The sequence below is a fragment of the Eubacterium sp. AM46-8 genome (assembly GCF_003466705.1).
GTDB lineage: Bacteria > Bacillota > Clostridia > Lachnospirales > Lachnospiraceae > Lachnospira.
On record NZ_QSEU01000002.1, the window covers coordinates 92,082 to 115,885 of the forward strand.

At 38.3% G+C, this 23,804-nt stretch carries 22 protein-coding genes and 1 pseudogene; all 23 read left to right on the forward strand.

The window, feature by feature from the left end; all coding sequences use genetic code 11:
• The first annotated feature begins 150 nt into the window (after positions 1-150).
• Positions 151-1,566 carry a transcription termination factor Rho gene (gene rho, locus DW963_RS01885; protein WP_117913627.1) on the forward strand — a complete coding sequence of 472 codons (1,416 nt, stop codon included), beginning with the start codon at positions 151-153 and terminating at the stop codon, positions 1,564-1,566.
• A gap of 193 nt (positions 1,567-1,759) precedes the next feature.
• Entirely contained in the window at positions 1,760-1,966 is a 207-nt protein-coding gene (gene rpmE, locus DW963_RS01890) for a 50S ribosomal protein L31 (RefSeq protein ID WP_117913628.1), read from the forward strand.
• A gap of 70 nt (positions 1,967-2,036) precedes the next feature.
• Entirely contained in the window at positions 2,037-3,071 is a 1,035-nt protein-coding gene (locus DW963_RS01895; protein ID WP_286168910.1) for a DUF1385 domain-containing protein, read from the forward strand.
• 137 nt (positions 3,072-3,208) lie between these two features.
• Positions 3,209-3,388 carry a hypothetical protein gene (locus tag DW963_RS01900; RefSeq protein ID WP_117913630.1) on the forward strand — a complete coding sequence of 60 codons (180 nt, stop codon included), beginning with the start codon at positions 3,209-3,211 and terminating at the stop codon, positions 3,386-3,388.
• Positions 3,389-3,390: 2 nt separating this feature from the next.
• Positions 3,391-4,230 (forward strand): peptide chain release factor N(5)-glutamine methyltransferase, encoded by an 840-nt coding sequence (prmC, locus tag DW963_RS01905; protein ID WP_117913631.1) that lies wholly within the window; start codon positions 3,391-3,393, stop codon positions 4,228-4,230.
• A gap of 47 nt (positions 4,231-4,277) precedes the next feature.
• Positions 4,278-5,351 carry a peptide chain release factor 1 gene (gene prfA, locus DW963_RS01910; RefSeq protein ID WP_022097766.1) on the forward strand — a complete coding sequence of 358 codons (1,074 nt, stop codon included), beginning with the start codon at positions 4,278-4,280 and terminating at the stop codon, positions 5,349-5,351.
• 9 nt (positions 5,352-5,360) lie between these two features.
• A complete protein-coding gene (locus DW963_RS01915; RefSeq protein ID WP_117913707.1) occupies positions 5,361-6,677 on the forward strand; it encodes a Na+/H+ antiporter NhaC family protein in 1,317 nt (438 codons plus the stop codon).
• A gap of 123 nt (positions 6,678-6,800) precedes the next feature.
• Positions 6,801-7,898 carry a DUF5692 family protein gene (locus DW963_RS01920; protein WP_117913632.1) on the forward strand — a complete coding sequence of 366 codons (1,098 nt, stop codon included), beginning with the start codon at positions 6,801-6,803 and terminating at the stop codon, positions 7,896-7,898.
• A gap of 159 nt (positions 7,899-8,057) precedes the next feature.
• Positions 8,058-8,663 (forward strand): HdeD family acid-resistance protein, encoded by a 606-nt coding sequence (locus DW963_RS01925; RefSeq protein ID WP_158568605.1) that lies wholly within the window; start codon positions 8,058-8,060, stop codon positions 8,661-8,663.
• A gap of 62 nt (positions 8,664-8,725) precedes the next feature.
• Positions 8,726-10,006, forward strand: a complete 1,281-nt coding sequence (locus tag DW963_RS01930; RefSeq protein ID WP_243269238.1) for a homoserine dehydrogenase — start codon at positions 8,726-8,728, stop codon at positions 10,004-10,006.
• 20 nt (positions 10,007-10,026) lie between these two features.
• The gene (locus DW963_RS01935; RefSeq protein WP_117913635.1) at positions 10,027-10,653 is read left to right on the forward strand and encodes a ribonuclease H1 domain-containing protein; all 627 of its coding nucleotides are present in this window, start codon (positions 10,027-10,029) and stop codon (positions 10,651-10,653) included.
• Between the two features lie 379 nt (positions 10,654-11,032).
• Positions 11,033-11,659, forward strand: coding sequence for a GDSL-type esterase/lipase family protein (locus DW963_RS01940; RefSeq protein WP_117913636.1), 627 nt, complete (start codon positions 11,033-11,035; stop codon positions 11,657-11,659).
• Positions 11,660-11,741: 82 nt separating this feature from the next.
• On the forward strand, positions 11,742-11,960 hold the full coding sequence (locus DW963_RS01945; RefSeq protein WP_012739662.1) for a cation transporter: 219 nt from the start codon (positions 11,742-11,744) through the stop codon (positions 11,958-11,960).
• Between the two features lie 41 nt (positions 11,961-12,001).
• Positions 12,002-13,897, forward strand: a complete 1,896-nt coding sequence (locus DW963_RS01950) for a heavy metal translocating P-type ATPase (protein ID WP_117913637.1) — start codon at positions 12,002-12,004, stop codon at positions 13,895-13,897.
• Positions 13,898-13,913: 16 nt separating this feature from the next.
• Entirely contained in the window at positions 13,914-14,270 is a 357-nt protein-coding gene (locus DW963_RS01955; RefSeq protein WP_117913638.1) for an ArsR/SmtB family transcription factor, read from the forward strand.
• 481 nt (positions 14,271-14,751) lie between these two features.
• Complete coding sequence (gene nadA / locus DW963_RS01960) at positions 14,752-15,657, forward strand: quinolinate synthase NadA (protein ID WP_117913639.1); 906 nt, start codon at positions 14,752-14,754, stop codon at positions 15,655-15,657.
• A gap of 35 nt (positions 15,658-15,692) precedes the next feature.
• A complete protein-coding gene (locus tag DW963_RS01965) occupies positions 15,693-17,030 on the forward strand; it encodes an L-aspartate oxidase (protein ID WP_286168914.1) in 1,338 nt (445 codons plus the stop codon).
• A 20-nt stretch (positions 17,031-17,050) separates the two neighbouring features.
• Positions 17,051-17,911, forward strand: a complete 861-nt coding sequence (gene nadC, locus DW963_RS01970; RefSeq protein WP_012739657.1) for a carboxylating nicotinate-nucleotide diphosphorylase — start codon at positions 17,051-17,053, stop codon at positions 17,909-17,911.
• A gap of 32 nt (positions 17,912-17,943) precedes the next feature.
• Complete coding sequence (locus tag DW963_RS01975) at positions 17,944-18,489, forward strand: transcription repressor NadR (protein ID WP_117913640.1); 546 nt, start codon at positions 17,944-17,946, stop codon at positions 18,487-18,489.
• A 388-nt stretch (positions 18,490-18,877) separates the two neighbouring features.
• Positions 18,878-20,331, forward strand: a pseudogene (locus tag DW963_RS01980) (aminotransferase class I/II-fold pyridoxal phosphate-dependent enzyme).
• A gap of 47 nt (positions 20,332-20,378) precedes the next feature.
• Positions 20,379-21,236: a polyamine aminopropyltransferase gene (speE, locus tag DW963_RS01985; RefSeq protein WP_022097754.1), complete on the forward strand. Its 858-nt coding sequence runs from the start codon at positions 20,379-20,381 to the stop codon at positions 21,234-21,236.
• Entirely contained in the window at positions 21,233-22,492 is a 1,260-nt protein-coding gene (locus DW963_RS01990; RefSeq protein WP_117913641.1) for a saccharopine dehydrogenase family protein, read from the forward strand. Before speE ends, DW963_RS01990 begins: the two co-directional genes overlap by 4 nt.
• 15 nt (positions 22,493-22,507) lie before the next feature.
• Positions 22,508-23,737 carry a carboxynorspermidine decarboxylase gene (gene nspC / locus DW963_RS01995; RefSeq protein ID WP_117913642.1) on the forward strand — a complete coding sequence of 410 codons (1,230 nt, stop codon included), beginning with the start codon at positions 22,508-22,510 and terminating at the stop codon, positions 23,735-23,737.
• Positions 23,738-23,804 lie beyond the last annotated feature (67 nt).

Consider the following 23,804-nt stretch of genomic DNA (forward strand, 5'->3'; position numbering starts at 1 on the left):
ACATATATAATAACATATTGCTATGACTAAAAAAAGCATTTTTAGTCTTTTCTTTTAGAATAATACGTTGTATAATTAATTTATCTTTGATGCGATTTCTGCATCATTTCCCATTAAATTAAACTATGACTAATAACAGAGGTGGATTATATGAAGGCAAAGTTAGAAACATTGTCAGTCAGTGTATTACGCGAATTTGCGAAGGACAAGAATATAAAAAATATATCAACAATGAGAAAGAGCGAACTCATAGATGCAATTATTGCTGCAGCAGAAGGAGAAGAAAAGAGAGAGCCGGCGGAAGTTGAAGCTGTTGTTTCTGAAGATGCTAGAGCAGAACACGATGAGGCAGGAATATCGGATGAATCACACCATAAGAGTGAACAGTATGTTAAAGAAGATAAGAAAGATAATTATCATGCACAGCCAAGACAAGAGCATGATGCTCCATTGGCAGATGGAATACTTGAGGTTTTATCGGATGGTTATGGATTTATAAGATGTGAGAACTTTCTTCCGGGAGAGAACGATGTATATGTTTCACCATCACAGATAAGAAAGTTTAATCTAAAGACAGGAGACATTATACAGGGACCAAAGAGAATGAAGGCATCAGGAGAGAAGTTTTCAGCTCTTATGTATCTTGAGACGGTCAATGGAAAAGATCCGTCAGTTGCACAGAGAAGACCTGCATTTGAAAGTCTTACACCAATTTTTCCTAATGAAAGAATTCATCTTGAAAAAAATTCAAGTACAGTGGCAATGAGAATGGTTGATCTTATATCGCCTATAGGTAAGGGACAGCGAGGTATGATTGTTTCACAGCCCAAGTCAGGTAAGACAACGCTTCTTAAGCAGATTGCCAATGCTGTAACTAAGAATAACCCTGAGATGCATTTGATTATTCTTCTTATTGATGAAAGACCTGAGGAAGTAACTGATATCAAGGAATCAATCGTGGGTGATAATGTTGAAGTTATATATTCAACATTTGACGAGCTTCCAGAAAGACATAAGAGAGTATCTGAGATGGTTATTGAAAGAGCCAAGAGACTTGTTGAACAGAAGACAGATGTAATAATCCTTCTTGACAGTATCACAAGACTTGCAAGGGCATATAACCTTACAGTTCAGGCAAGTGGACGTACACTTTCAGGTGGTCTTGACCCTGCAGCACTTCATATGCCTAAGAGATTCTTTGGTGCAGCAAGAAATATGCGTGAGGGTGGAAGTCTTACAATCCTTGCAACTGCTCTTGTTGAGACAGGAAGCAAGATGGATGACGTTGTATTCGAGGAATTTAAGGGAACAGGTAATATGGAACTTGTTCTTGACAGAAAGCTATCAGAAAAGAGAGTGTTCCCTGCAATTGATATAGCAAAGTCAAGTACAAGAAGAGAAGATCTTCTTCTTAATAATGAAGAGCAGGAAGCTGTTGATATAATGAGAAAAGCTCTTAATGGATTAAAGACAGATGAGGCGGCAGAGAGAATTCTTGATTTGTTTGTCAAGACAAAGAATAACGAAGAGCTGGTAAGAACAGTGAATAAGAACCATTATATCTAAAGTATAGTTTCTTTTTAGAACTTTTTTAAAAAATGCTTGCATAACATGTCGCATCGTGATACAATATGAAAGCTGTTTATGACAGATAAAGAGGTCATTGTGTCTAATGTGCATAGATCCCATCGGGACAGAAAGGGAATCTAAGGCGGAATTCACAATTGTAATACTTAATAATTTGTAAAGAGGTGAAATCATGAGAGAAGGAATCCATCCAGCTTATTATCAGGCAAAGGTTGTTTGCAACTGCGGTAACGAGTTCGTAACAGGTTCAACAAACGAAGAAATCCACGTAGAAATCTGTTCAAAGTGCCATCCGTTCTACACAGGACAGCAGAAGGCATCATCTACTCGCGGACGTATTGATAAGTTCAACAAGAAGTACGGAGTATCAAACAATTAATTTTGAAATTAAGGTTGAGGTTTTTCGGGACCTCAACTTTTTGAATGTATACATAACATTTTAGAAAGGTATGGTTAGTGATATGAAGCCATCAGGAATTGGGGGACAGGCTGTAATTGAGGGAATTATGATGCGTAATAAGGATAAGTATTCTATTGCGGTCAGAAAACCCGATAATGAAATAGAAGTTGTCGTAAGAGAAAGCAGACTCATAACAGAGAAGCATCCATGGCTCAATCTTCCGATAATCAGAGGAATTGTTAATTTTGTTGATTCACTGGTCACTGGGATATCAACAATTAATTATTCAGCGTCTTTTTATGATGATCCTGCAGAACAGGAAAAGACTAAGATTGATGAGGTTGGAAAGAATATTCTTAAAGACAAATTTGAATCAGTATTAATGGCAGTAACGGTTATTCTGTCAATATTCTTTGCAATCGGATTATTTATGGTTCTTCCTTATCTTTCAACAAGATTAATATCGAAATACATAATTTCTAAGGCTCTTCTTAATTTTATAGAAGGTATTGTGAGATTATTAATATTTGTTATATATGTATCGATTATCTCCATGATGAAAGATATTAAGAGAACTTTCATGTATCATGGTGCTGAGCACAAATGTATCAACTGTATTGAGAATGGTGCCAGACTTACACCAGAGAATGTAAAGAACAGTTCAAGATATCATAAAAGATGTGGAACAAGCTTCTTATTCTTTGTAATGTTTATAAGTATTGTGTTTTTTATATTTATAAGAGTTGATAATGTTGCATTGCAGATATTAGTAAGAATTCTTCTTGTTCCTGTTATTGCAGGTGTTTCTTATGAAGTTATAAGATGGGCAGGAAAGAATGACAATGCATTTGTAAGAGTTTTAAGCAAACCGGGAATGTGGTTCCAGAAGTTAACAACAAGGGAACCTGACATGGATATGATAGAAGTTGCTATTAAAGCTGTTGAAGAAGTATTTGACTGGAGCAGTTCCTTGCTGAATATTATGCAGAGGAGGAGAATCCTGTTGAGGCACTTGTTGCATCTGAGGCAGAGCTTGCAATTTCAGGAAGTCTTATTCATGGAAATGAAGAGACAAGAACTATAGATTTTGAAGAGCAGAAAGCTGAAAATAGTGCAGAGACAGAATTAACGCCTGAACAGAAATACATCCAGACCGGAAAAGAACTTGGATATGGTAAAGACGACCATGATGATCCATCAGCTATAGAAGGATTTGAATTCATGGATACTCCGGCATATATAGATAACTCACAGTCTGATACAGATAAAGATGCTGCCGAGGAGCTTTCAGAAGAAGAGGTTGTAGCTGGTTTTGAATTCGAGACTGAGAAAGAGGAGCCTGAGGAGTCATATTCTGAAGATGTTCCTATGTTTAAACAGAAAAGGCTGGAAGACAAGTAGCTATGATGACAATCAGACAAGCAGTAAACTGGGGTGCTGAAAAGCTTAGAGACAATAATGTTGATAATGCAGAGTATGACAGCTTTGAATTGTTGTCGTCTATTAATGGAATGACAAGAACATTTTATTTTATTAATGGAGATAACGAACTGTCAGAGAAAGATTTCAGTTTATTTAAGGAATATATAGAAAAGAGAGCATCTCATAAACCATTGCAGCATATCCTCGGGAAAGCATATTTTTATGGATATGAGTTCGTGGTTAATGAAAATGTACTTATACCAAGGCAGGATACAGAAATTCTTGTCAGCGAGGTTATTAAAGTCGCAAAGGATGGATATGATATACTTGATATGTGTACAGGTTCAGGATGTATAGGTATAACACTTGCAAAGAAATTTCCTGATAGCAATGTGACAGGTGTTGATATATCTGATAAGGCATTAGCTGTAGCATGGAAGAATAAATGTAATCTTGATGCGGACAATATTGATTTCATACAGAGTGATTTATTTGCTGCATTAGGAGCGGACAGGAGATATGATATAATAGTGTCTAATCCGCCATATATACCAACTAAGGTAATTGAGGGACTTCAGGATGAGGTCCGTCTGCATGATCCAATGCTTGCACTTGATGGAACAGAGGATGGTCTCATGTTTTACAGAAGAATTACTGATAAATCAGGGGATTATCTTAAGATGAATGGTTATCTGTGCTATGAAATAGGGGCTGAGCAGGCAGCAGATGTTTCAGATATTATGAAACAGGCAGGCTTTAAAGATATAGTGGTGGTTAAGGATTTAGCGGGTCTTGACCGTGTTGTTATGGGGAAAAAGTAACAATTAATATAAGTTTTATTAATTATAGAAAGGGAAAGTGACATAATATGTTTGATAGACTTGAAGATACAGTCAACAGATATGAAGATATAACTGCTGAACTTGGTAATCCGGATGTAGTTAATGACCAGGAAAAGTTCAGAAAGCTTATGAAGGAGCAGAGCAGTCTTGCACCACTTATAGAGACTTATACTGAGTATAAGAACTGTAAGAAGAATATTGAGGACAGTCTTGCTATTCTTGATGAAGAGACAGATGAAGAACTCAAAGAGATGGCTAAAGAGGAACTTAATGAGTCTAAGGCAAGAGTTGAAGAATTAGAACATGAATTAAAGATTCTTCTTTTACCTAAAGATCCTAATGATGACAAGGATATCGTTGTCGAGATAAGAGCAGGCGCTGGTGGAGAAGAGGCAGCACTTTTTGCAGCTGAGCTTTTCAGAATGTATGTACATTATGCACAGGCAAGGGGCTGGAAGGTTGAAGTATTAAGCGGTGATGAGACTGGTATCGGTGGTATGAAGGAAGTTGAATTCATGGTTAAGGGACAGGGTGCTTACTCTATTATGAAATATGAGTCAGGTGTTCACAGAGTACAGAGAATCCCAGTAACTGAATCTAATGGACGAATCCAGACTTCTACAGCTTCTGTAGCTGTTATGCCAGAGGCAGAAGAAGTTGATATCCATATCGATGAGAAGGATATCCGTATCGATGTTATGAGAGCTTCTGGTAATGGTGGTCAGTGTGTCAATACAACAGATTCAGCTGTACGTCTTACACATTATCCAACAGGAATTGTTATCTATTCACAGACAGAGAAGTCTCAGATTCAGAATAAAGAGAAAGCATTTGCACTCTTAAGAGCCAAGTTATACGATATCGAGACACAGAAGGCACATGATGCTGAAGCAGATGCAAGAAGAAGCCAGATTGGTACAGGTGACAGAGCTGAGAAGATAAGAACATATAATTTCCCACAGGGAAGAGTAACTGATCACAGAATTGGTCTTACATTATATAAGCTTGATAAGATTATGGATGGAGATATTCAGGATATTATTGATGCATGCATAGCTGCCGATCAGGCTGCCAAGCTTGCTAAGATGGGCGAGGATTAATTGATATTTATGAAAAAGGATAGAAATTCTAATCCGGTTGCGCTGGTACCTATACTTGTTTTCCTTGTGTTGTATCTTGGAACCGGAATTATATTTGAATATGTTATGAAGATTCCAATGGGATTTTATAATGTTCCGATTATTGTTGCATTTATGGCAGCAATACTTGTTGCATGTATGCAGAATTCTCAGCTTAAATTTGATGAGAAGCTTGATGTAATGGCAAAGGGGCTGGCTGACAGGAACATTGTTACAATGCTTCTGATATTCATTACAGCCGGAATATTTGTCGGAGTTGTAGGAAGAAGCAGTGCAGAGAGTGTAGCTTATTTTATGTTAAGCATTATTCCTGCAAAGTTTGCAGTAGCGGTACTTTTTATCGTTGCATGCTTTGTTTCTACGGCTATGGGAACATCAGTTGGAACAATAACTCTTATTACACCGATTGCGGTTGCAGTGTCAGAAGCGTCAGGCTTTAGTATGGCACTCTGCGTTGCATCTGTTATGGGTGGAGCGATGTTCGGTGATAATCTTTCATTTATATCAGATACTACAATTGCGGCATGTAATGGTCAGGGCTGTGCCATGAAGGACAAGTTCAAGGAGAATTTCTGGATAGCACTTCCGGCAGCAATTGTGACCATTGTTATAATTCTTGTGCTTTCTTTTAATACAGATATTCATGGTGAGATTGCACATTCATATAATCTTTTTCAGATTATTCCATATGTGCTTGTACTTGCGGGTGGAATTATTGGCGTAAATGTTTTTGTTGTACTTATAACAGGTATTATTTCCGGAATAGTTATTATGCTTGTTATGGGAGAGGTTACATTGGAGACTCTGCTTCTTAATATGGGAAGTGGTGCGTCAGGAATGTTTGAAACATGTATGGTGGCAGTGCTTGTATCTGTAATGTGCTCACTCATTAAAGAGTATGGTGGATTTAACGCCCTGCTTAATGGAATAAGAAGATTATTTAAAGGGAAAAAAGGTGGACAGCTTGGAATGGGACTTTTAGTTGGTGCAATGGATATTGCTACAGCTAATAATACCGTAGCTATTGTAATGGCTAATCCAATAGCTAAAGAGATGTCAGAAGATTATGATATAACACCTAGAAAAGCAGCTTCTCTTCTTGATACATTTTCATGTGTATTTCAGGGGATAATACCATATGGTGCTCAGATGCTGGTTGCAATATCAGCAGTTTCAGAACTTGGATATAATGTTACGGCATTTCAGATACTGCCAAAGCTGTTTTATCCTATGCTTTTACTGGTGAGTTCACTTATCTGGATATATATTATTCCTGAAAGGAAATAATATACATTTGTGTATTATCTGTGACAAAATACGATAATTTTTTAACAAAAATATTGAAATAACAATTAAAAAAGTGTAAAATACTTATAAAATAAATCAATCAAGCGATTGGAGGCGTGAACAATGTTATTCCAACTTTATGGCAGCACAGCCATGACTCAGTTACTGGGTTGGGTGCTTGTGTTTGCGGGATTAGTAATTCTTAATGAGATAGGTCGTCGTACTAAGATTGGTGGTATCGTATTATTCGTTATCATTCCGGCTATACTCACAATCTATTTCATAGCGATTCAGGCAGGTCTGTTTGGTGGGCACAGCAATCAGACATATGAGTATATGAACGGATGGTTCCATTATGCTAAGCTTTATGCAGCAGATATCGGAGTTGTCGGTTTCCTCATGATTAAGTATAAGTGGGGAATTGGAAAGAAAGAATGGTTTAAACCTTGGCCATTCGTAATTGTTGCTATTAATATTCTTATTGCGGTAGCATCTGATTTTGAATCAGCTATAAGAGCTTATCAGATTACTGGAGATTTTTCTGGTGCGTGGTGGGCATCTAATGAAGGTGTATTCCTTTATGGCGGCTGGTGGAATATTGTTAATGGTATTGCAGGACTTATTAATATCTTCTGTATGACAGGCTGGTGGGGAATTTACTCATCTAAGAAGAAGGATGATATGCTCTGGCCTGATATGACAATATGGTTTATCGTTGCTTATGATATCTGGAATTTTGAGTATACATACTGTAATCTTCCAACACATACATGGTACTGTGGTGTAGCTCTTCTTCTTGCTCCTACATTTGCGAATGCATTATGGAACAAGGGCGGATGGATTCAGAACAGAGCCATGACACTTGCAACATGGTGTATGTTTGCACAGGTATTACCATTATTCCAGTTAAGCAATACATTTAGTGTATTGCCATCATTATATGGTGGAGCAACTAAGGCTGGTGTTAAGGCACTTGATCTTTATAATGCAGCAATTACATGTCATGCTACAGGTGCAAGTGCAGGAGATGCAATTGCCAACTTTGGTATAACAGCTAACCCGACAGCACAGGGAGTTGTTGCAATGCTTGCAATAATAGCTAATGTGGTATGTATTTCGGTTATTATCAAGCGCTCTATTGAGCAGAAGAAGTGCCCATATACTAAAGAAATCTGGGTTGGAACAAGAGATTACGAGCAGGCTATGTCAAGAGCAGAGTAATCTGTATTTGTTAACTTAATATTAAATAATAATAAAGAACATCACGGATAGATTAAAGTGCAGAAAATGCATGTCTTGAAGTGATGTTCTTTTTTGTGTATAATCAAAAGAATAAAAGGACTAAGGTTCTTTGAAATGAGTGAAAAGGAGATGGAGCATATGAACAGTATTTATAAGAAGTTAAAGACAATTAAATTTGAGATTATTATTGTTTCAATTGCATTGTTTGTTCTTGGCTTACTGCTGGTAATATTTCCAACAGCATCCCAGGAAATCATATGTAAAGGAATTGGAGTTGCCTTATGTGTCTGGGGTGTATTAAGACTTATCAATTATTTCAGGATTGCAGGCAGTGAGATTCTTGGATCATATGGTCTTGTACAGGGAGTTACTCTTCTTGCATTTGGTATGTTTTTCGTGATTAAACCAGGCTTTATAGCAGTATTCTTAGGAACAGCACTTGCAATTATTATTATTGTTGATGGAATCCTTAAACTCCAGTATGCTGTGGATTTCTATCATCTAGAGTCGGACAAATGGTGGATTGAGCTCATAGGTGCAGTTGTAATGGTGGTTATTGGTATAATTGCATTATTGAATCCATTTTCAACATCATCAGCACTTATAGTATTTATTGGAATTGCTCTGATGATAGAAGGATTATGGGACTTTATATCTCTTATGAGAATTGTATCTGTAACAAAGAAGGCTGGAAAGGCGATAAAGAACTTTAAGAATCAGGTTGATGCTGTAGATATGAAATAAATATATCACAGATTAATATAATAAACTTAACATAATAAACAGGAATGAGGGCGTACAAAGTAATGAGCAGAAAGATTTATGCGGCTATATTAGGAGCAGGAACAGTAGGAACAGGTGTATACAAGTTATGTCAGAGTATGAAAGATGATGTGATTAGTAAGACGGGTGCAGAACTTGTAGTTAAGAAGGTTCTTGTAAGAAATCTTGATAAAGACCGTGATCCAATTGACAGAGAATTACTGACTGACAACTGGAAGGATATTATTGAAGATAAGGATATTGAGATTGTAATAGAGCTTATGGGTGGAACTACTCCTGCAAAGCAGTATATTCTTGAGGCGCTTGAGGCTGGAAAGCAGGTTGTTACTGCCAATAAGGATCTTCTTGCCGAGTATGGTGAAGAGGTTATGGGAATGGCAGACAAAATGCATGCTGACCTTCAGTTTGAGGCGGCTGTTGCAGGAGCAATTCCAATAATCAGACCATTAAAGCAGAGCATGGCTGGCAACAATATTACAGAGATTATTGGTATTGTTAACGGAACAACTAATTATATACTTACCAAGATGACTGAATCAGGAATGAATTATAAGGACGCTCTTGCAAAGGCCACAGAATTAGGATATGCAGAGGCAGACCCTACAGCAGATGTTGAAGGATATGATGCAGGAAGAAAGATGGCTATTATGTCATCAATCGCATTTAATTCAAGAGTAACATTTAATCAGGTATATACAGAGGGTATTACTAAGATTACAGCAGAAGATATTAAGTATGCTAAGGAATTCGGCTATGTTATCAAGCTTCTTGGTCTTGCCAGAAATACACCGGAAGGAATTGAAGTTAAGGTTCATCCTATGCTTATTGATGAGAATCACCCTCTGGCTACAGTAAGAGATTCGTTTAATGCGGTATTTGTTCATGGTGAGGCAAGTGATGATACCATGTTTATGGGCAGGGGTGCAGGTCAGATGCCAACAGCTTCTGCTGTTATGGGTGATATTATAGATGTATGCCGTAACATAGTTCATGGCTCATGCGGCAAGATTGGCTGCTCATGCTATAAAGAGCTTCCTGTTAAGGATATATCTGAAACCAAGAGCAAATTTTTCTTAAGAATAGAAGCATTAGACAAGCAGGGGGTTCTTGCTAACATTGCAAGTGTTCTTGGAAACAATGATGTAAGTATTGCGCAGGTGGTCCAGAAGAGCCGTAAGGACGGTGTTGCTGAACTGGTTATTATTACAGATGTTGTTGCAGAGAAGAATTTTAATGATGCAATGACAGTATTTAACGGACTTTCAGTGGTAAAAGAGATTGCCGGTGTAATCAGGGTTTATTAATCAGGATAGGTAAGATATATATGGCTAAGAAATATTATGCTGTGCGTGTAGGTAAAGTTCCCGGAATATATCAGACATGGGATGAATGTAAGAATAATGTACATGGTTTTCCAGCTGCCGAATATAAGAGCTTCATGTCTATGGAAGAGGCGAAGGCTTATATGGGAAGGGAAGCTGTACAGGAGATTAATGGAAAGACCGGAAGTGGCAATATGGAAGATGTAATGCCTGACAATGATTATGCATTTGTTGATGGTTCTTTTAATATTGCAACCGGAGTGTATGGATATGGCGGTTTTCTTATGCATGATGGTGTAAGATATGAATTGTCAGGCAATGGCAGTGATAAAGAGATGGCTTCAATGCGTAATGTCGCAGGAGAGATTCTTGGAAGCATGGCTGCTGTAAAAAAAGCAATAGAGCTTGGGCTTAAAGACATTTCTATATTCTATGATTATGCAGGTATCAAGGCATGGGCTGTGGGAGAATGGAAACGAAACAAAAAAGGAACAATAGAATATTATAATTATATTACATCTGTTAGGGATTCAATTAATATCAGATTCGTGAAGGTCAGGGGACATTCAGGGGTTGAAGGAAATGAAGAGGCTGACAGGCTTGCAAAGAGAGCAGTAGGGTTGTGTTAGGTCCGGACATTTCCAAGTGACATTTTACAGTACAACATGCTTTCATGGATTTATTCGCCTAGTGGGAGTAAAAGCTGCTATATACAGAATTTATTACAGTGCTAAAAAACAACGCGCTTCGCTTGAACGTGTTTTTTGGCACTGATTTTTTGTATATAGCAGCTCTAACTCCCACACAACTCATAAAAAATCAAGCATGCTATACTGTAAAATGTCACTTGGAAATATAGACTGACACAACATGCTGGTGGGCTGAGCATTTTTTATAGTGATTCCTTGTTGACAAAGCCACGAAGAAGTTATAACATATAAACATATAAAATAAGTATGAATTAAGACAACAGTATGTTTAATAGATGTTTTGCAGGAGGATGTGGCAATGAAAAATATTTTGTTTTTTGGGGATTCTAATACTTATGGATATAAGCCTGATAAATCAGGAAGATATGATTATGATGTAAGATGGACAGGCAGAATAGCTAATCTTCTTGGAAATGAATATAATATTATTGAAGAGGGACTGTGCGGAAGAACAACTATATTTCCAGATGCTGTAAGAGATGCAAGAAAGGGCATTGATCTTATTGGAGTAGTTGTTGAATCACATAAGCCGGTAGATGTTATAGCTATAATGCTTGGTACGAATGACTGCAAGACTGAATTTCATGCTGATGCTAAGACAATTGCAAAAGGAATGGAGGCGGTTGCAAGAAAGGCTAACAAGACAGCAGGAGAACATGCAAAGATAGTTGTAGTTTCTCCGATTCATCTTGGAAAAGGTGTAGGTGAAGAAGGCTTTGATCCTGAATTTAATGGAAGTTCTGAAAATGTTTCAAGGCAGCTTGCATGGGAATATGAAAAAATAGCAAAGGAAAATGGATTTTATTATTTTGATGCCGCTGGTGCTGCAAAACCAAGTGAAGTTGACAGACAGCATTTAGATGAGAAAGGACATAAAATGTTTGCGGAAAAATATAGTGAATTCTTGTTGACAGAAGTTTTATAGGTGTTATAATGAAAATGAACATATGAATGAATGTTCATATGAAAGAATTTTGATTATTTAATGTTTTTAAGGAGAGAATATTATGAAGAAGACTTATAAGATTGATGTTGATTGTGCAAACTGTGCTAATAAGATGGAAGATGCAGCTAAGAATACAGCAGGTGTTAAGGATGCTACAGTTAATTTTATGGCACTTAAGATGATTGTTGAATTTGAAGAAGGACAGGATCCTAAGGCTGTTATGCAGGATGTTCTTAAGAACTGCAAGAAAGTAGAAGATGATTGCGAGATATATCTGTAATAGAAAGCCGTGAGAGTTGTTCTGGCAGATTGGAGTAGAATATGAATAAAAAGCAGAAAAAGATGCTTACAAGAATCATTATCGCAGCAGTCCTTATGATTGCTTTTAAGGTGATAAGCACATTTGTTGATATTCCTACGGTTGTTCTTTTTATAATGTACATGGTTCCTTATCTTGTTATTGGATATGATATTTTAAGGAAAGCAATTAAGGGAATTCTTAACAGACAGGTATTTGATGAGAATTTCCTTATGGCAGTTGCAACTGTAGGTGCAATTATAATTGCACTTGTAGATGATGGTGATTTTACAGAAGCAATTGCGGTTATGCTCTTTTATCAGATTGGTGAGCTGTTCCAGAATATTGCAGTTGGAAAGAGCCGTAAGAACATAAGTGAGCTTATGGATATCAGACCTGATTATGCCAATATTGAAGTTGATGGAAAGCTTGAGCAGGTAGATCCTGATGAAGTAGAGGTTGGTACAGTTATTGTTGTCCAGCCGGGAGAGAAAGTTCCTATTGATGGTATTATTGAAGAAGGTAATACAACACTTAATACAAGCGCACTTACAGGTGAAAGCCTTCCAAGACAGGCAAAGGCTGGTGATGAAGTAATAAGCGGCTGCATTAATATGTCAGGTGTGCTTAAGATCCGCACAACTAAGGAATTTGGTGAATCCACAGTATCTAAAATACTTGATCTTGTAGAGAATGCAAGTTCAAAGAAATCGCGTTCAGAGAACTTTATCAGTAAATTTGCAAAGATATATACACCTGCAGTCTGTTACGGTGCGCTGGCACTTGCTATAATTCCACCACTTGTAAGCATGATATTCTTAGGAGTATCTCCTAAGTGGGGAATGTGGATATACAGAGCGCTTACATTTTTAGTAATAAGCTGTCCTTGTGCACTTGTCATCAGTATTCCGCTCAGTTTCTTTGCAGGAATCGGTGGAGCAAGTAATCAGGGTGTTCTTGTAAAAGGCTCAAGTTATCTTGAAGCGCTTGCAGAGACTGATATTGTTGTCTTTGACAAGACAGGAACTATGACACAGGGAGTATTTGAAGTCAGTGGTGTATATAATAACACTATTGACAAAGATGAACTTATTAAATATGCTGCATTTGCAGAAAGCTATTCAACACACCCTATAAGCAAGAGTTTACAGAAAGCTTATGGAAAAGAGATTGACAAGACATTAGTTACAGATGTTGAGGAAATCAGTGGTGAAGGTGTTAAGGCTAATGTATCAGGAAGAGAAGTGGCTGCAGGTAACAGAAAGCTTATGAGAAGACTCGGTCTTGAATATGCAGAGTGCAACGAGACCGGAACTCAGGTTCATGTGGCAGTTGACGGGGCATATGCAGGACTTATACTAATATCAGATTTGTTAAAGCCTCATGCAAAGCAGGCTATAGAAGAACTTAAGAAAGCTGGAGTACGTAAGACAGTAATGCTTACCGGTGATGCAAAGAATGTAGCAGATGCTGTAGCTAAAGAATTAAATATAGATGCTGTGTACAGTGAATTGCTTCCGGCAGATAAGGTTTCTAAGGTTGAGGAGCTGTTAGAACATAAGAAATCAAAGAAAAAGCTTGCATTTGTAGGTGATGGTATCAATGATGCACCGGTACTTTCAAGAGCAGATATCGGAATAGCAATGGGCGCATTAGGAAGTGACGCCGCTATAGAAGCAGCTGACATAGTATTGATGGACGATGACCCGTTAAAGATATCCAAGGCAATTAAGATATCAAGAAAATGCTTACGTATTGTTTATGAAAATATTTATTTTGCAATAGGCATAAAGCTTATATGTCTGGTGCTTGGTGCAATAGGTATAGCAAACATGTGGGTAGCAATATTTGCAGATGTAGGAGTAATGGTTATTGCTGTAATCAATGCAATAAGAGCATTATTCGTAAAGAACTTATAAAGAAAGAGGTAATATAATGGCAGATTGTGAATGCTGTGAGTCAATAGAAATACATGAGGATTTATTAAAGATAGTTAATGAAACAATGCCAGATGAGAATGAATTATATGACCTTGCAGAGTTGTTTAAGGTGTTCGGTGATTCAACGAGAATTAGAATATTGTATGTATTATTCGAGGCAGAAGTGTGCGTATGTGATTTGGCACAGGCTCTCAATATGACACAGTCTGCAATATCTCATCAGCTAAGAATATTGAAACAGAACAAGTTGGTTAAGAACAGAAGAGAAGGTAAATCAATATTCTATTCACTGGCAGACGATCATGTAAGAAGCATAATCGCACAGGGAAGAGAACATATTGAGGAAGATTAGTGGCAGATAATATAATAAATAGTAAAAATTCCCAGAGAAATCGGCAAAGTAATGATTTCTCTGGGAATTTTTTACATCGGAAGTCATACAGTTGGGAGTGTTGGCGTGTTGTGACGGGTGGCTCTGCATACTGCGTTAATGGCGAATGCGAAGCAGCCGTGAGGCTTGGAGAATTCTGCTTCACTACATAGCAATTTTCGCACACGATGTGCGAAAAAAGACCAATCGAGCCAGGAGGGCGAGTTTGGTCTGGTTGCGAGTGAAAGCATATACATAGAGCAGAATTCCCAAGCCTCAGGCTGCGAAGAACTGAGCCATTACCCCAGCATGCAGAGCCACCCGTTACAGCACGGGAACACCCCAACTATACAGAAAATTTTACAACTGTCTTGTCACATGTAAACATTCGTGGTATACTCTAGCACAATGTATGTAAAACGCAAGTCAAGCATATGTAAACCATAACGATTGGAGAAGCAATATGTCAGTTACAAGTGATATTTTAAAGTTGAAGAAAGAGAAGAATGCAGTTATTCTTGCACATTATTATGTTGATGAAGATGTTCAGGAAGTTGCTGATTATGTTGGGGATTCATTCTATCTTAGCAAGGTAGCTACTAAGGTGAATCAGGATATTATAGTATTTGCGGGTGTTGAGTTCATGGGCGAGAGCGCCAAGATTCTTAATCCGGAAAAGAAGGTGCTTATGCCAGAGCCGGGGGCTGATTGTCCGATGGCACATATGGCAACTAAGGAAGAAATTCTTAAGATGCGTGAACAGTATGATGACCTTGCAGTTGTCTGTTATATCAATTCAACAGCAGAGTTAAAGACGTATTCAGATGTCTGTGTGACATCATCAAATGCAGTAAAGATAGTTAAGAACCTTCCTAATAAAAACATTTTCTTTATTCCTGATCAGAATCTTGGAAGATTCGTTGCAAAGCAGGTTCCAGAGAAAAATGTGATTCTTAATAAGGGCTTCTGTCCAAGACATGTTGCGATAACAGAGGATATGGTCGTTGAAACTAAGAAGAAATATCCACAGGCAAAGCTTGCAGCACACCCTGAATGTACAGAGGAAGTGCTAAAATATGCTGATTACATAGGCAGTACATCAGGAATTATTGATTATGTCGTAGATACAGATTGTGAGGAATTCATAATTGCAACAGTTGATGGTGTATTTGGTGAGATAAGAAAAAAGGCACCTGGCAAGAAGCTGTATACATTAAAGCCTGACCAGGTATGTGTCAACATGAAGATGGTAACATTAGATAAGGTGCTTGATGTTCTTGAGCAGGAAAATAATGAAGTGTTTGTAGATGAAGAAGTTGCAAAGAAAGCAATGAAGCCACTTACAAGAATGCTTGAGCTTGCAAAGTAAGATTGTAGTATGTGCAGAAAGAATGGAGGTATCCTATGAATAATACAATTAAAACAGATGTGCTGATAGCCGGATGTGGCTGTTCTGGTCTGTATATGGCAATGAATCTGCCTGCCGATAAGAAGATTCTTATGATAACAAAGTCTGATTGCGAGAGTAGTGATTCATATCTGGCACAGGGCGGTATGTGTATGCTAAAATGTGAAGAAGATTACGACAGTTATTTTGAAGATACAATGAAAGCCGGTCATTATGAAAATGATAAGAAATCCGTTGAAATAATGATCCGTTCATCAGCAGATGTAGTAAAAGATCTTGTCGATTGTGGAGCAAGATTTGCAAGAGAGGCTGACGGAAGTCTTGCATACACAAGAGAAGGAGCTCATTCATCTAACAGGATAATATTCCATGAAGATATTACAGGTAAAGAGATAACAAGCCATCTGTTAGAGAAGGTGAGAACTCTTCCTAATGTGACAATTATGGAATACACAAGACTGCTTGATATAATAAGCAGAGATAACAGATGCCTTGGTGCGGTTATAAGGACAGAAAATGGAGGGCTTATTAAGGTAGAAGCTTCAGATGTTGTACTTGCTACAGGTGGAATTGGTGGTTTATACAGACATTCAACGAATTTTAGACATCTTACAGGAGATGCAATTGCAATTGCTATAAAGCATGGAGTAGAATTAAAGGATATTAATTATGTCCAGATTCATCCGACAACATTTTATTCTGACAAAGAGGAAGACAGGAGCTTTCTTATATCTGAATCAGTAAGAGGCGAAGGCGCAAAGCTTTATGATAAGAATGGAAAGAGATTTGTTAATGAGCTGCTTCCAAGAGACCTGCTTACAGAAGAGATTAGAAAACAGATGGCAAAGGACAATACAGACTTTGTATGGGAAGATTTAAGGACAATACCTGAAGAAGAATTAAAAACGCATTTTCCTAATATAGTACAGTATTGTATTGATAAGGGATATGACCCGTCAAAAGAGTGTATTCCGGTTGTTCCTGCACAGCACTATTTCATGGGAGGAATTAAGGTAGACCATGAGAGCAGAACAACAATGGATAACCTGTATGCAATAGGCGAGACAGCCTGCAACGGAGTTCATGGAAGAAACAGGCTTGCAAGCAACTCACTTCTTGAAAGTCTTGTGTTTGCAAAGAGGGCAGCACTTGATATTACTGAAAATGCAGTTGTAAAACCGACACAGGATGAGATTACATATTTTGATACATTTAATGCAGAAAAATATGCAGATGAGTCGAAAATTGACGGAGAATATGCAGAATTAGTCAATAAAAAGATTGAAGAGGCAGATAAAGCCTATGAAGAAAGCCAAAAGAAGAATTACGCATAATAAAGAAATGGAGAAATGATATGTTTGATAAAGTTACTTTAAAACTAAATGTGGATCCGCTCATTCTTGGAGCACTTAAAGAAGATATTACAAGTGAGGATGTGTCAACTAACAGTGTTATGCCAGAACCAAAACTTGGAGAAGTCGAGCTTATATGCAAGCAGGACGGAATAATATGTGGCTTGCAGGTATTTGCAAGAACATTTGAACTGCTTGATGAAGATGTAGAGATTACATTTTTTGCAAAAGACGGGGATGAGGTTAAGAAAGGTCAGAAGATGGCAGTTGTAAGAGGAGATATAAGAGTTCTTCTGTGTGGAGAAAGAACAGCACTTAATTATCTCCAGAGAATGAGTGGAATTGCGACATATACTAATGGTGTTGCGAAGCTGCTTGCAGGAACTAAGACAAAGCTTCTTGATACAAGAAAGACATCACCTAATAACCGTATATTTGAGAAGTATGCTGTCAGAATCGGAGGTGGTAATAACCACAGATATAATCTTACAGACGGAGTACTCCTTAAGGATAACCATATAGGTGCTGCAGGCGGAGTTAAGCAGGCAGTTACAATGGCTAAGGAATATGCACCATTTGTAAGAAAGATAGAAGTTGAAGTTGAGAACCTTTCAATGGTGCGTGAAGCTGTTGAGGCAGGCGCAGATATTATTATGCTTGATAATATGAGTCATGAGGATATGCGAGAGGCTATGAATATAATTGGTGGAAAAGCTTTAGTTGAAGTTTCTGGAAATGTAACTAAAGAAAACATTGCAAAAATTACTGACCTTGGTGTAGACTTTGTATCAAGTGGTGCACTTACACATTCTGCACCAATTATGGACATTTCATTAAAAAATCTTCATCCTGTACAGGAGTAATCATTGTCGGGGTGAACCGGGGAGTTGTAGCAATGAATGGAGAAGAGAGAAGAAATCAGATAGTAGATATATTAAAACATTTGTCAAGTCCTGTGCCGGGTACACAGCTTGCACAGATATTAGATGTAAGCAGGCAGGTTATAGTGCAGGATATAGCGCTTATCCGCGCGAAGAATATAGATGTTTTCTCAACTAACAGAGGCTATGTGCTTAATGATAAGCAGGAGTACAGCCGCATACTTAAGGTTAAACATGAAGATGATGAGGTGGAAGCAGAGCTTGGAGCAATAGTTGACATGGGTGGATGGATAAGAGACGTTTTTGTGTATCACAAGGTATATGGTGTTATAAGAGCGGAGATGAATATCCATTCAAGGCGTGATATCAGGAAATATCTTGAGGAAATTGCAAATGGAAAGAGCAGCCTGTTGATGAATGTGACATCAGGATATCATTATCATACAATTGTTGCGGATGACGAACAGACACTGGATTTAATTCAGGAGGAGCTTGGAAAACTTGGATTTCTTGCAAAATTGCAGGAGTATGAGCCTGTGGATTTCTGGCATAAAAATTAAAATATATATTGACACCAGCAGATAGTTATATTATATTTTAGAAAGTATTTTGGATATAAAAAGATATCGCAAATACAGACCACATGGTTACATGTTAAGCCTTGCGGACGGGCGGGTCGGTTGCCGAGTGTGACTAGGGCACACATTATTGATTGAGTTAGAAGCTCAAATTTTATAAGTTGATTTTTAAATTATCATGCGAGAGAGCATATCATCTTGTGAAACGGTCAATAAGAGCGGTAACAGTGACTTACTTGGATAAACTCTGAAAGGTCAGATTCTCTGTATTTGTATACATACAGTAATCAGGAAAAGAAGATAGAATATGATTATACAGGCGTGATTGATTTTAAATCAATCACGCCTAAACTGTGTTTAAGGGGGAAATATGGACTTAAAAAGACAGGCGAGTGCGCCGCTTTACGAAGCAATTGAGAAATTCAGAAAGAAAAGAATTGTTCCGTTTGATGTTCCGGGACATAAGAGAGGAAGGGGCAACCCAGAACTGGTAGATTTACTTGGAGAAAGATGTGTTGGAATAGATGTTAATTCAATGAAGCCACTTGATAACCTGTGCCACCCTGTTTCTGTTATCAAGGAGGCAGAGGAGCTCACAGCAGAAGCATTTGGGGCAGAACACGCATTTTTCATGGTAGGAGGAACTACGCAGGCAGTACAGAACATGGTGTTATCTGTATGTAAGGCTGGAGATGAGATTATCGTTCCAAGAAATGTGCATAAAAGCGTAATTAATGCATTGATTCTGTGTGGTGCGATTCCTGTTTATCTTAATACAGAAATTAATGCAAAGCTTGGAATAGTGCTTGGAGTAACTGTGCAGCAGGTTGAAAAGACAATACAGGAGCATCCGAATGCGGTGGCGGTTTTGGTGAACAATCCTACATATTATGGAATCTGTTCAGACATTAAAGGAATATGTGATATAGCACATTCATATGGACTTAAGGTGCTTGCCGATGAGGCACATGGAACGCATCTGTATTTTGGTGACAACCTTCCTATGAATTCAATGAAAGCAGGAGCAGACCTTGCAGCAATATCAATGCATAAGTCAGGCGGTTCGCTTACGCAGAGTTCAATCCTTCTTACCAATAATGGTATGAATGCTGATTATGTACAGACAATTATTAATATTACGCAGACAACGAGCGCGTCATATCTTCTTATGACAAGCTTGATATATCAAGAAGAAATCTTGCCCTGCGCGGCAGACAGTCATTTGCAAAGGTGAGTGAGTGGGCACAGTATGCAAGAGATGAGATTAATATGGTAGGCGGTTATTATGCATACGGGAAAGAACTGATTAATGGTGGAACAGTCTATGATTATGATGTTACAAAGCTTTGTGTTTATACAAGGGATATCGGACTTGATGGAATTGAGGTGTATGATATCTTAAGAGATGAGTATGATATCCAGATAGAATTCGGCGACATTGGAAATATAATGGCGTATATATCAATTGGTGACAGAATACAGGATATAGAAAGACTTGTCGGAGCATTGGCTGAAATCAGCCGTCTGTATTCAAAAGAAGAAAAACGCTTTGAAGTAGACAGACAAATGCTGCTTCCAATGGTACTTGCTTCACCGCAGGAAGCCTTCTATGCCGATAAGATTAAAGTTCCAATCCGTGAGGCAGCAGGACATATATCAGGGGAGTTCGTAATGGCATATCCGCCAGGAATTCCTATACTTGCGCCGGGTGAAGAAATTACAGACGAGATAATAGACTATATTCAGTATTCAGTAGAGAAGGGCTGTTCAATGCAGGGAATGGAAGATTCAACATTGCAGACACTGAATGTATTAAGAATGTAAATGTCCGATTTGTTTAATCGGTAAAATATAGAAGGGAGAAAGTTTCTATGGAATTTTGGTTTTCAGAACTTCATTCACCACATGTGAAGTTTGATATCAGGGTTGAAAAACAACTGTTTTCTGGCGAGAGCGACTATCAGAGAATAGATGTATTTCAGTCGCCAGAGTTCGGAAAATTCCTGACACTTAATGGAAGTGTTATATTTTCAGAACAGGATTGTTTCATCTATAACGAGATGGTGGTGCATGTGCCAATGTCAGTCCATCCAGATGTTAAAAATGTATTGATAATCGGTGGCGGTGACGGAGGTGTATCAAAGGAACTGTTACAGTATGACAATATCGAAAATATTGACATAGTTGAACAGGACAACATGTTTGTTGATGTGTGCAGGGAGTATTTTCCAGAGACGGCAGTAGGATTAGAAGATGAGAGAGTACACATTTATAATTCAGATGCATTAAGGTTTTTACGCTCCAAGCAGGATATGTATGACCTTATAATTAATGACGCAACAGACCCGTTTGGTGCGAGTGAGGGACTGTTTACAAGAGAATTCTACGGTAACTGTTATAAGGCGCTTAAGGAGGACGGAATACTTGTGTACCAGCATGGAAGTCCTTTCTATGATGAGGATGAGGATGCATGCAGAAGCATGCACAGGAAGGTGTTCCACACATTTCCAATAAGCCGCGTGTATCAGGCACATATACCAACAAGTCCGTCAGGATACTGGCTGTTTGGATTTGCGTCAAAGAAATATCATCCGCTTAAGGATTTCAAGCCGGCAGAGTGGAAGAGAAGAAATATACATACAGAATATTACACAACTAATCTTCATACAGGTGCATTCATGCTGCCAAAGTATGTTGAAGAATTATTAGAACAGGAGGAAGAAAGATGAGCAGAGTATTAGTAATTGGTTGCGGAGGAGTTGCTTCAGTAGCAATCCACAAGATATGTCAGGTGAGCGAGGTATTTTCAGACCTGTGCATAGCGAGCAGAACAGTGAGCAAATGTGACAAATTAGCAGACGAATTGAAGGACAAGACAAGCACTAACATCACAACAGCAAAGGTTGATGCTGACAACACAGATGAGGTTATTGCGCTTATCAATGAATTCAAGCCGGATGTAGTTCTTAATGTGGCACTTCCATATCAGGATCTTACGATTATGGATGCATGTCTTGCATGTAAAGTTCCTTATGTTGATACTGCTAATTACGAGTGTGAGGATACAGACAATCCTGAGTGGAGAAAGGTATATGAGGAGAGATGCAAGCGTCTTGGATTTACAGCATATTTTGACTACTCATGGCAGTGGGCTTACAGAGAAAAATATAAAGAAGCCGGAATTACAGCACTTTTAGGAACAGGCTTTGATCCGGGCGTAACAAGTGTATTCACAGCTTATGCACAGAAGCATTATTTTGATGAGATACACACAATTGATATTCTTGACTGCAACGGTGGTGACCACGGATATCCGTTTGCAACTAACTTTAATCCGGAAATTAATCTTCGTGAGGTATCAGCACCAGGCTCATACTGGGAGGATGGTCACTGGGTTGAGATTCCTGCTATGTCAATAAAGAGAGAGTACAATTTTGAAGGAGTAGGAATGAAGGATATGTATCTGCTTCATCATGAAGAGATTGAGGCACTTGCTGCTAATATTCCGCATGTTAAGAGAATACGTTTCTTCATGACATTTGGACAGAGCTATCTTACACATATGAAATGCCTTGAGAATGTCGGAATGTTAAGAACTGACCCGGTTGAATTCAACGGACAGGAGATTGTTCCAATCCAGTTCTTAAAGGCACTTCTTCCAGACCCTGCTTCACTTGGACCAAGAACAGTAGGTAAGACTAATATCGGCTGTATCTTCACAGGTATCAAAGACGGCAAGGAGAAGAAGGTATATATTTACAATGTGTGCGACCATCAGGAATGTTACCGTGAGGTAGGTTCACAGGCTATTTCATATACAACAGGCGTACCTGCTATGATTGGTACAATGCTTGTTGCAAAGGGACTCTGGAATAAGCCGGGAGTATTCACAACAGATGAATTTGATCCGGATCCATACATGGATGCGCTTAATAAGTACGGTCTCCCATGGGTTGTCGATGAAAATCCTGTTTTAGTAGACTAAAAAGAGAGGTTAATTATGAGATTTGATGAGTTAAAGACACCGGCATATGTAATAGATGAAAAAATGCTTATTCATAATCTTGAGATACTTCATAAAGTAGAAGAAGATACCGGTTGCCACATACTGCTGGCGCAGAAAGCATTTTCAGCATATGCAGAATATCCGCTGATTGGAAAATATATAAGCGGAACTACGGCAAGTGGAATATATGAAGCCAGACTTGGTGCTGAGTGTATGGGAAAAGAAAATCATGTATTTGCACCGGCATTTACTGATGAGGATATGGATGAGCTTGTAAATATATGTGACCATGTTGTCTTTAACTCAGTTTCACAGTTAAAGAAGCATAAAGCAAGATGTATTGAGGCTGGAGTAAGCTTTGGACTTCGAGTTAATCCAGAGTTTTCTACACAGGGTGACCATGCAATATATGACCCATGTGCGCCGGGCAGCAGACTTGGAGTTACTCTTAAGAACCTGAAAGCCGCTCTTAAGGAAGAACCGGATGTGTTATCTGGCATGGAAGGAATACATTTTCATACATTATGCGAACAGAATTCAGACGACTTGGCGGAAACCTTAAGAGTTGTTGAAGAGAAATTCGGATTTCTCATGAAAGATATGAAGTGGGTTAATTTCGGCGGCGGACATCATATAACCCGTGAAGATTACGACATTGAAACTCTTGAAAAATGTATCAGTCATGTGAAAAAGAAATATGATGTACAGGTGTATGTTGAACCGGGGGAAGCTGTTGCACTTAATGCAGGATATCTTGTGACTACAGTGCTTGATAAGGTTGAAAATGGAATAACAACTCTTATACTTGATGCATCTGCAGCGTGTCATATGCCAGATGTACTGGAAATGCCATACACACCGCCTCTTCGTGGTGGATTGAAAATATCGGACATGGAAGATGAGTATGGAATTGATAAGGACATAGAGATTGATTTTGATATGGACGTAAAAGAAGGCATATGGAAACCGGCGAAGAATGGAAGATACAGATACAGACTGTCATCTTATACATGCCTTGCAGGAGATATCATAGGTGATTATCAATTCGGCAGGGAAATCAATGTCGGGGACAGACTCGTATTTGAAGATATGGCTATATATTCAATGGTTAAGAACAACACATTTAACGGAATCCCGCTGCCGGATATTGTAATTATGGATAGTGATGGGGAATGTAAGGTGTGGAAGCATTTTGGCTATGAAGATTTCAAAGGGAGATTATAGATATGGATTATATAAACAGTACTCCGGCAGCAGATGGTTTTCGCATGCCTGCTGAATTTGAAAGACA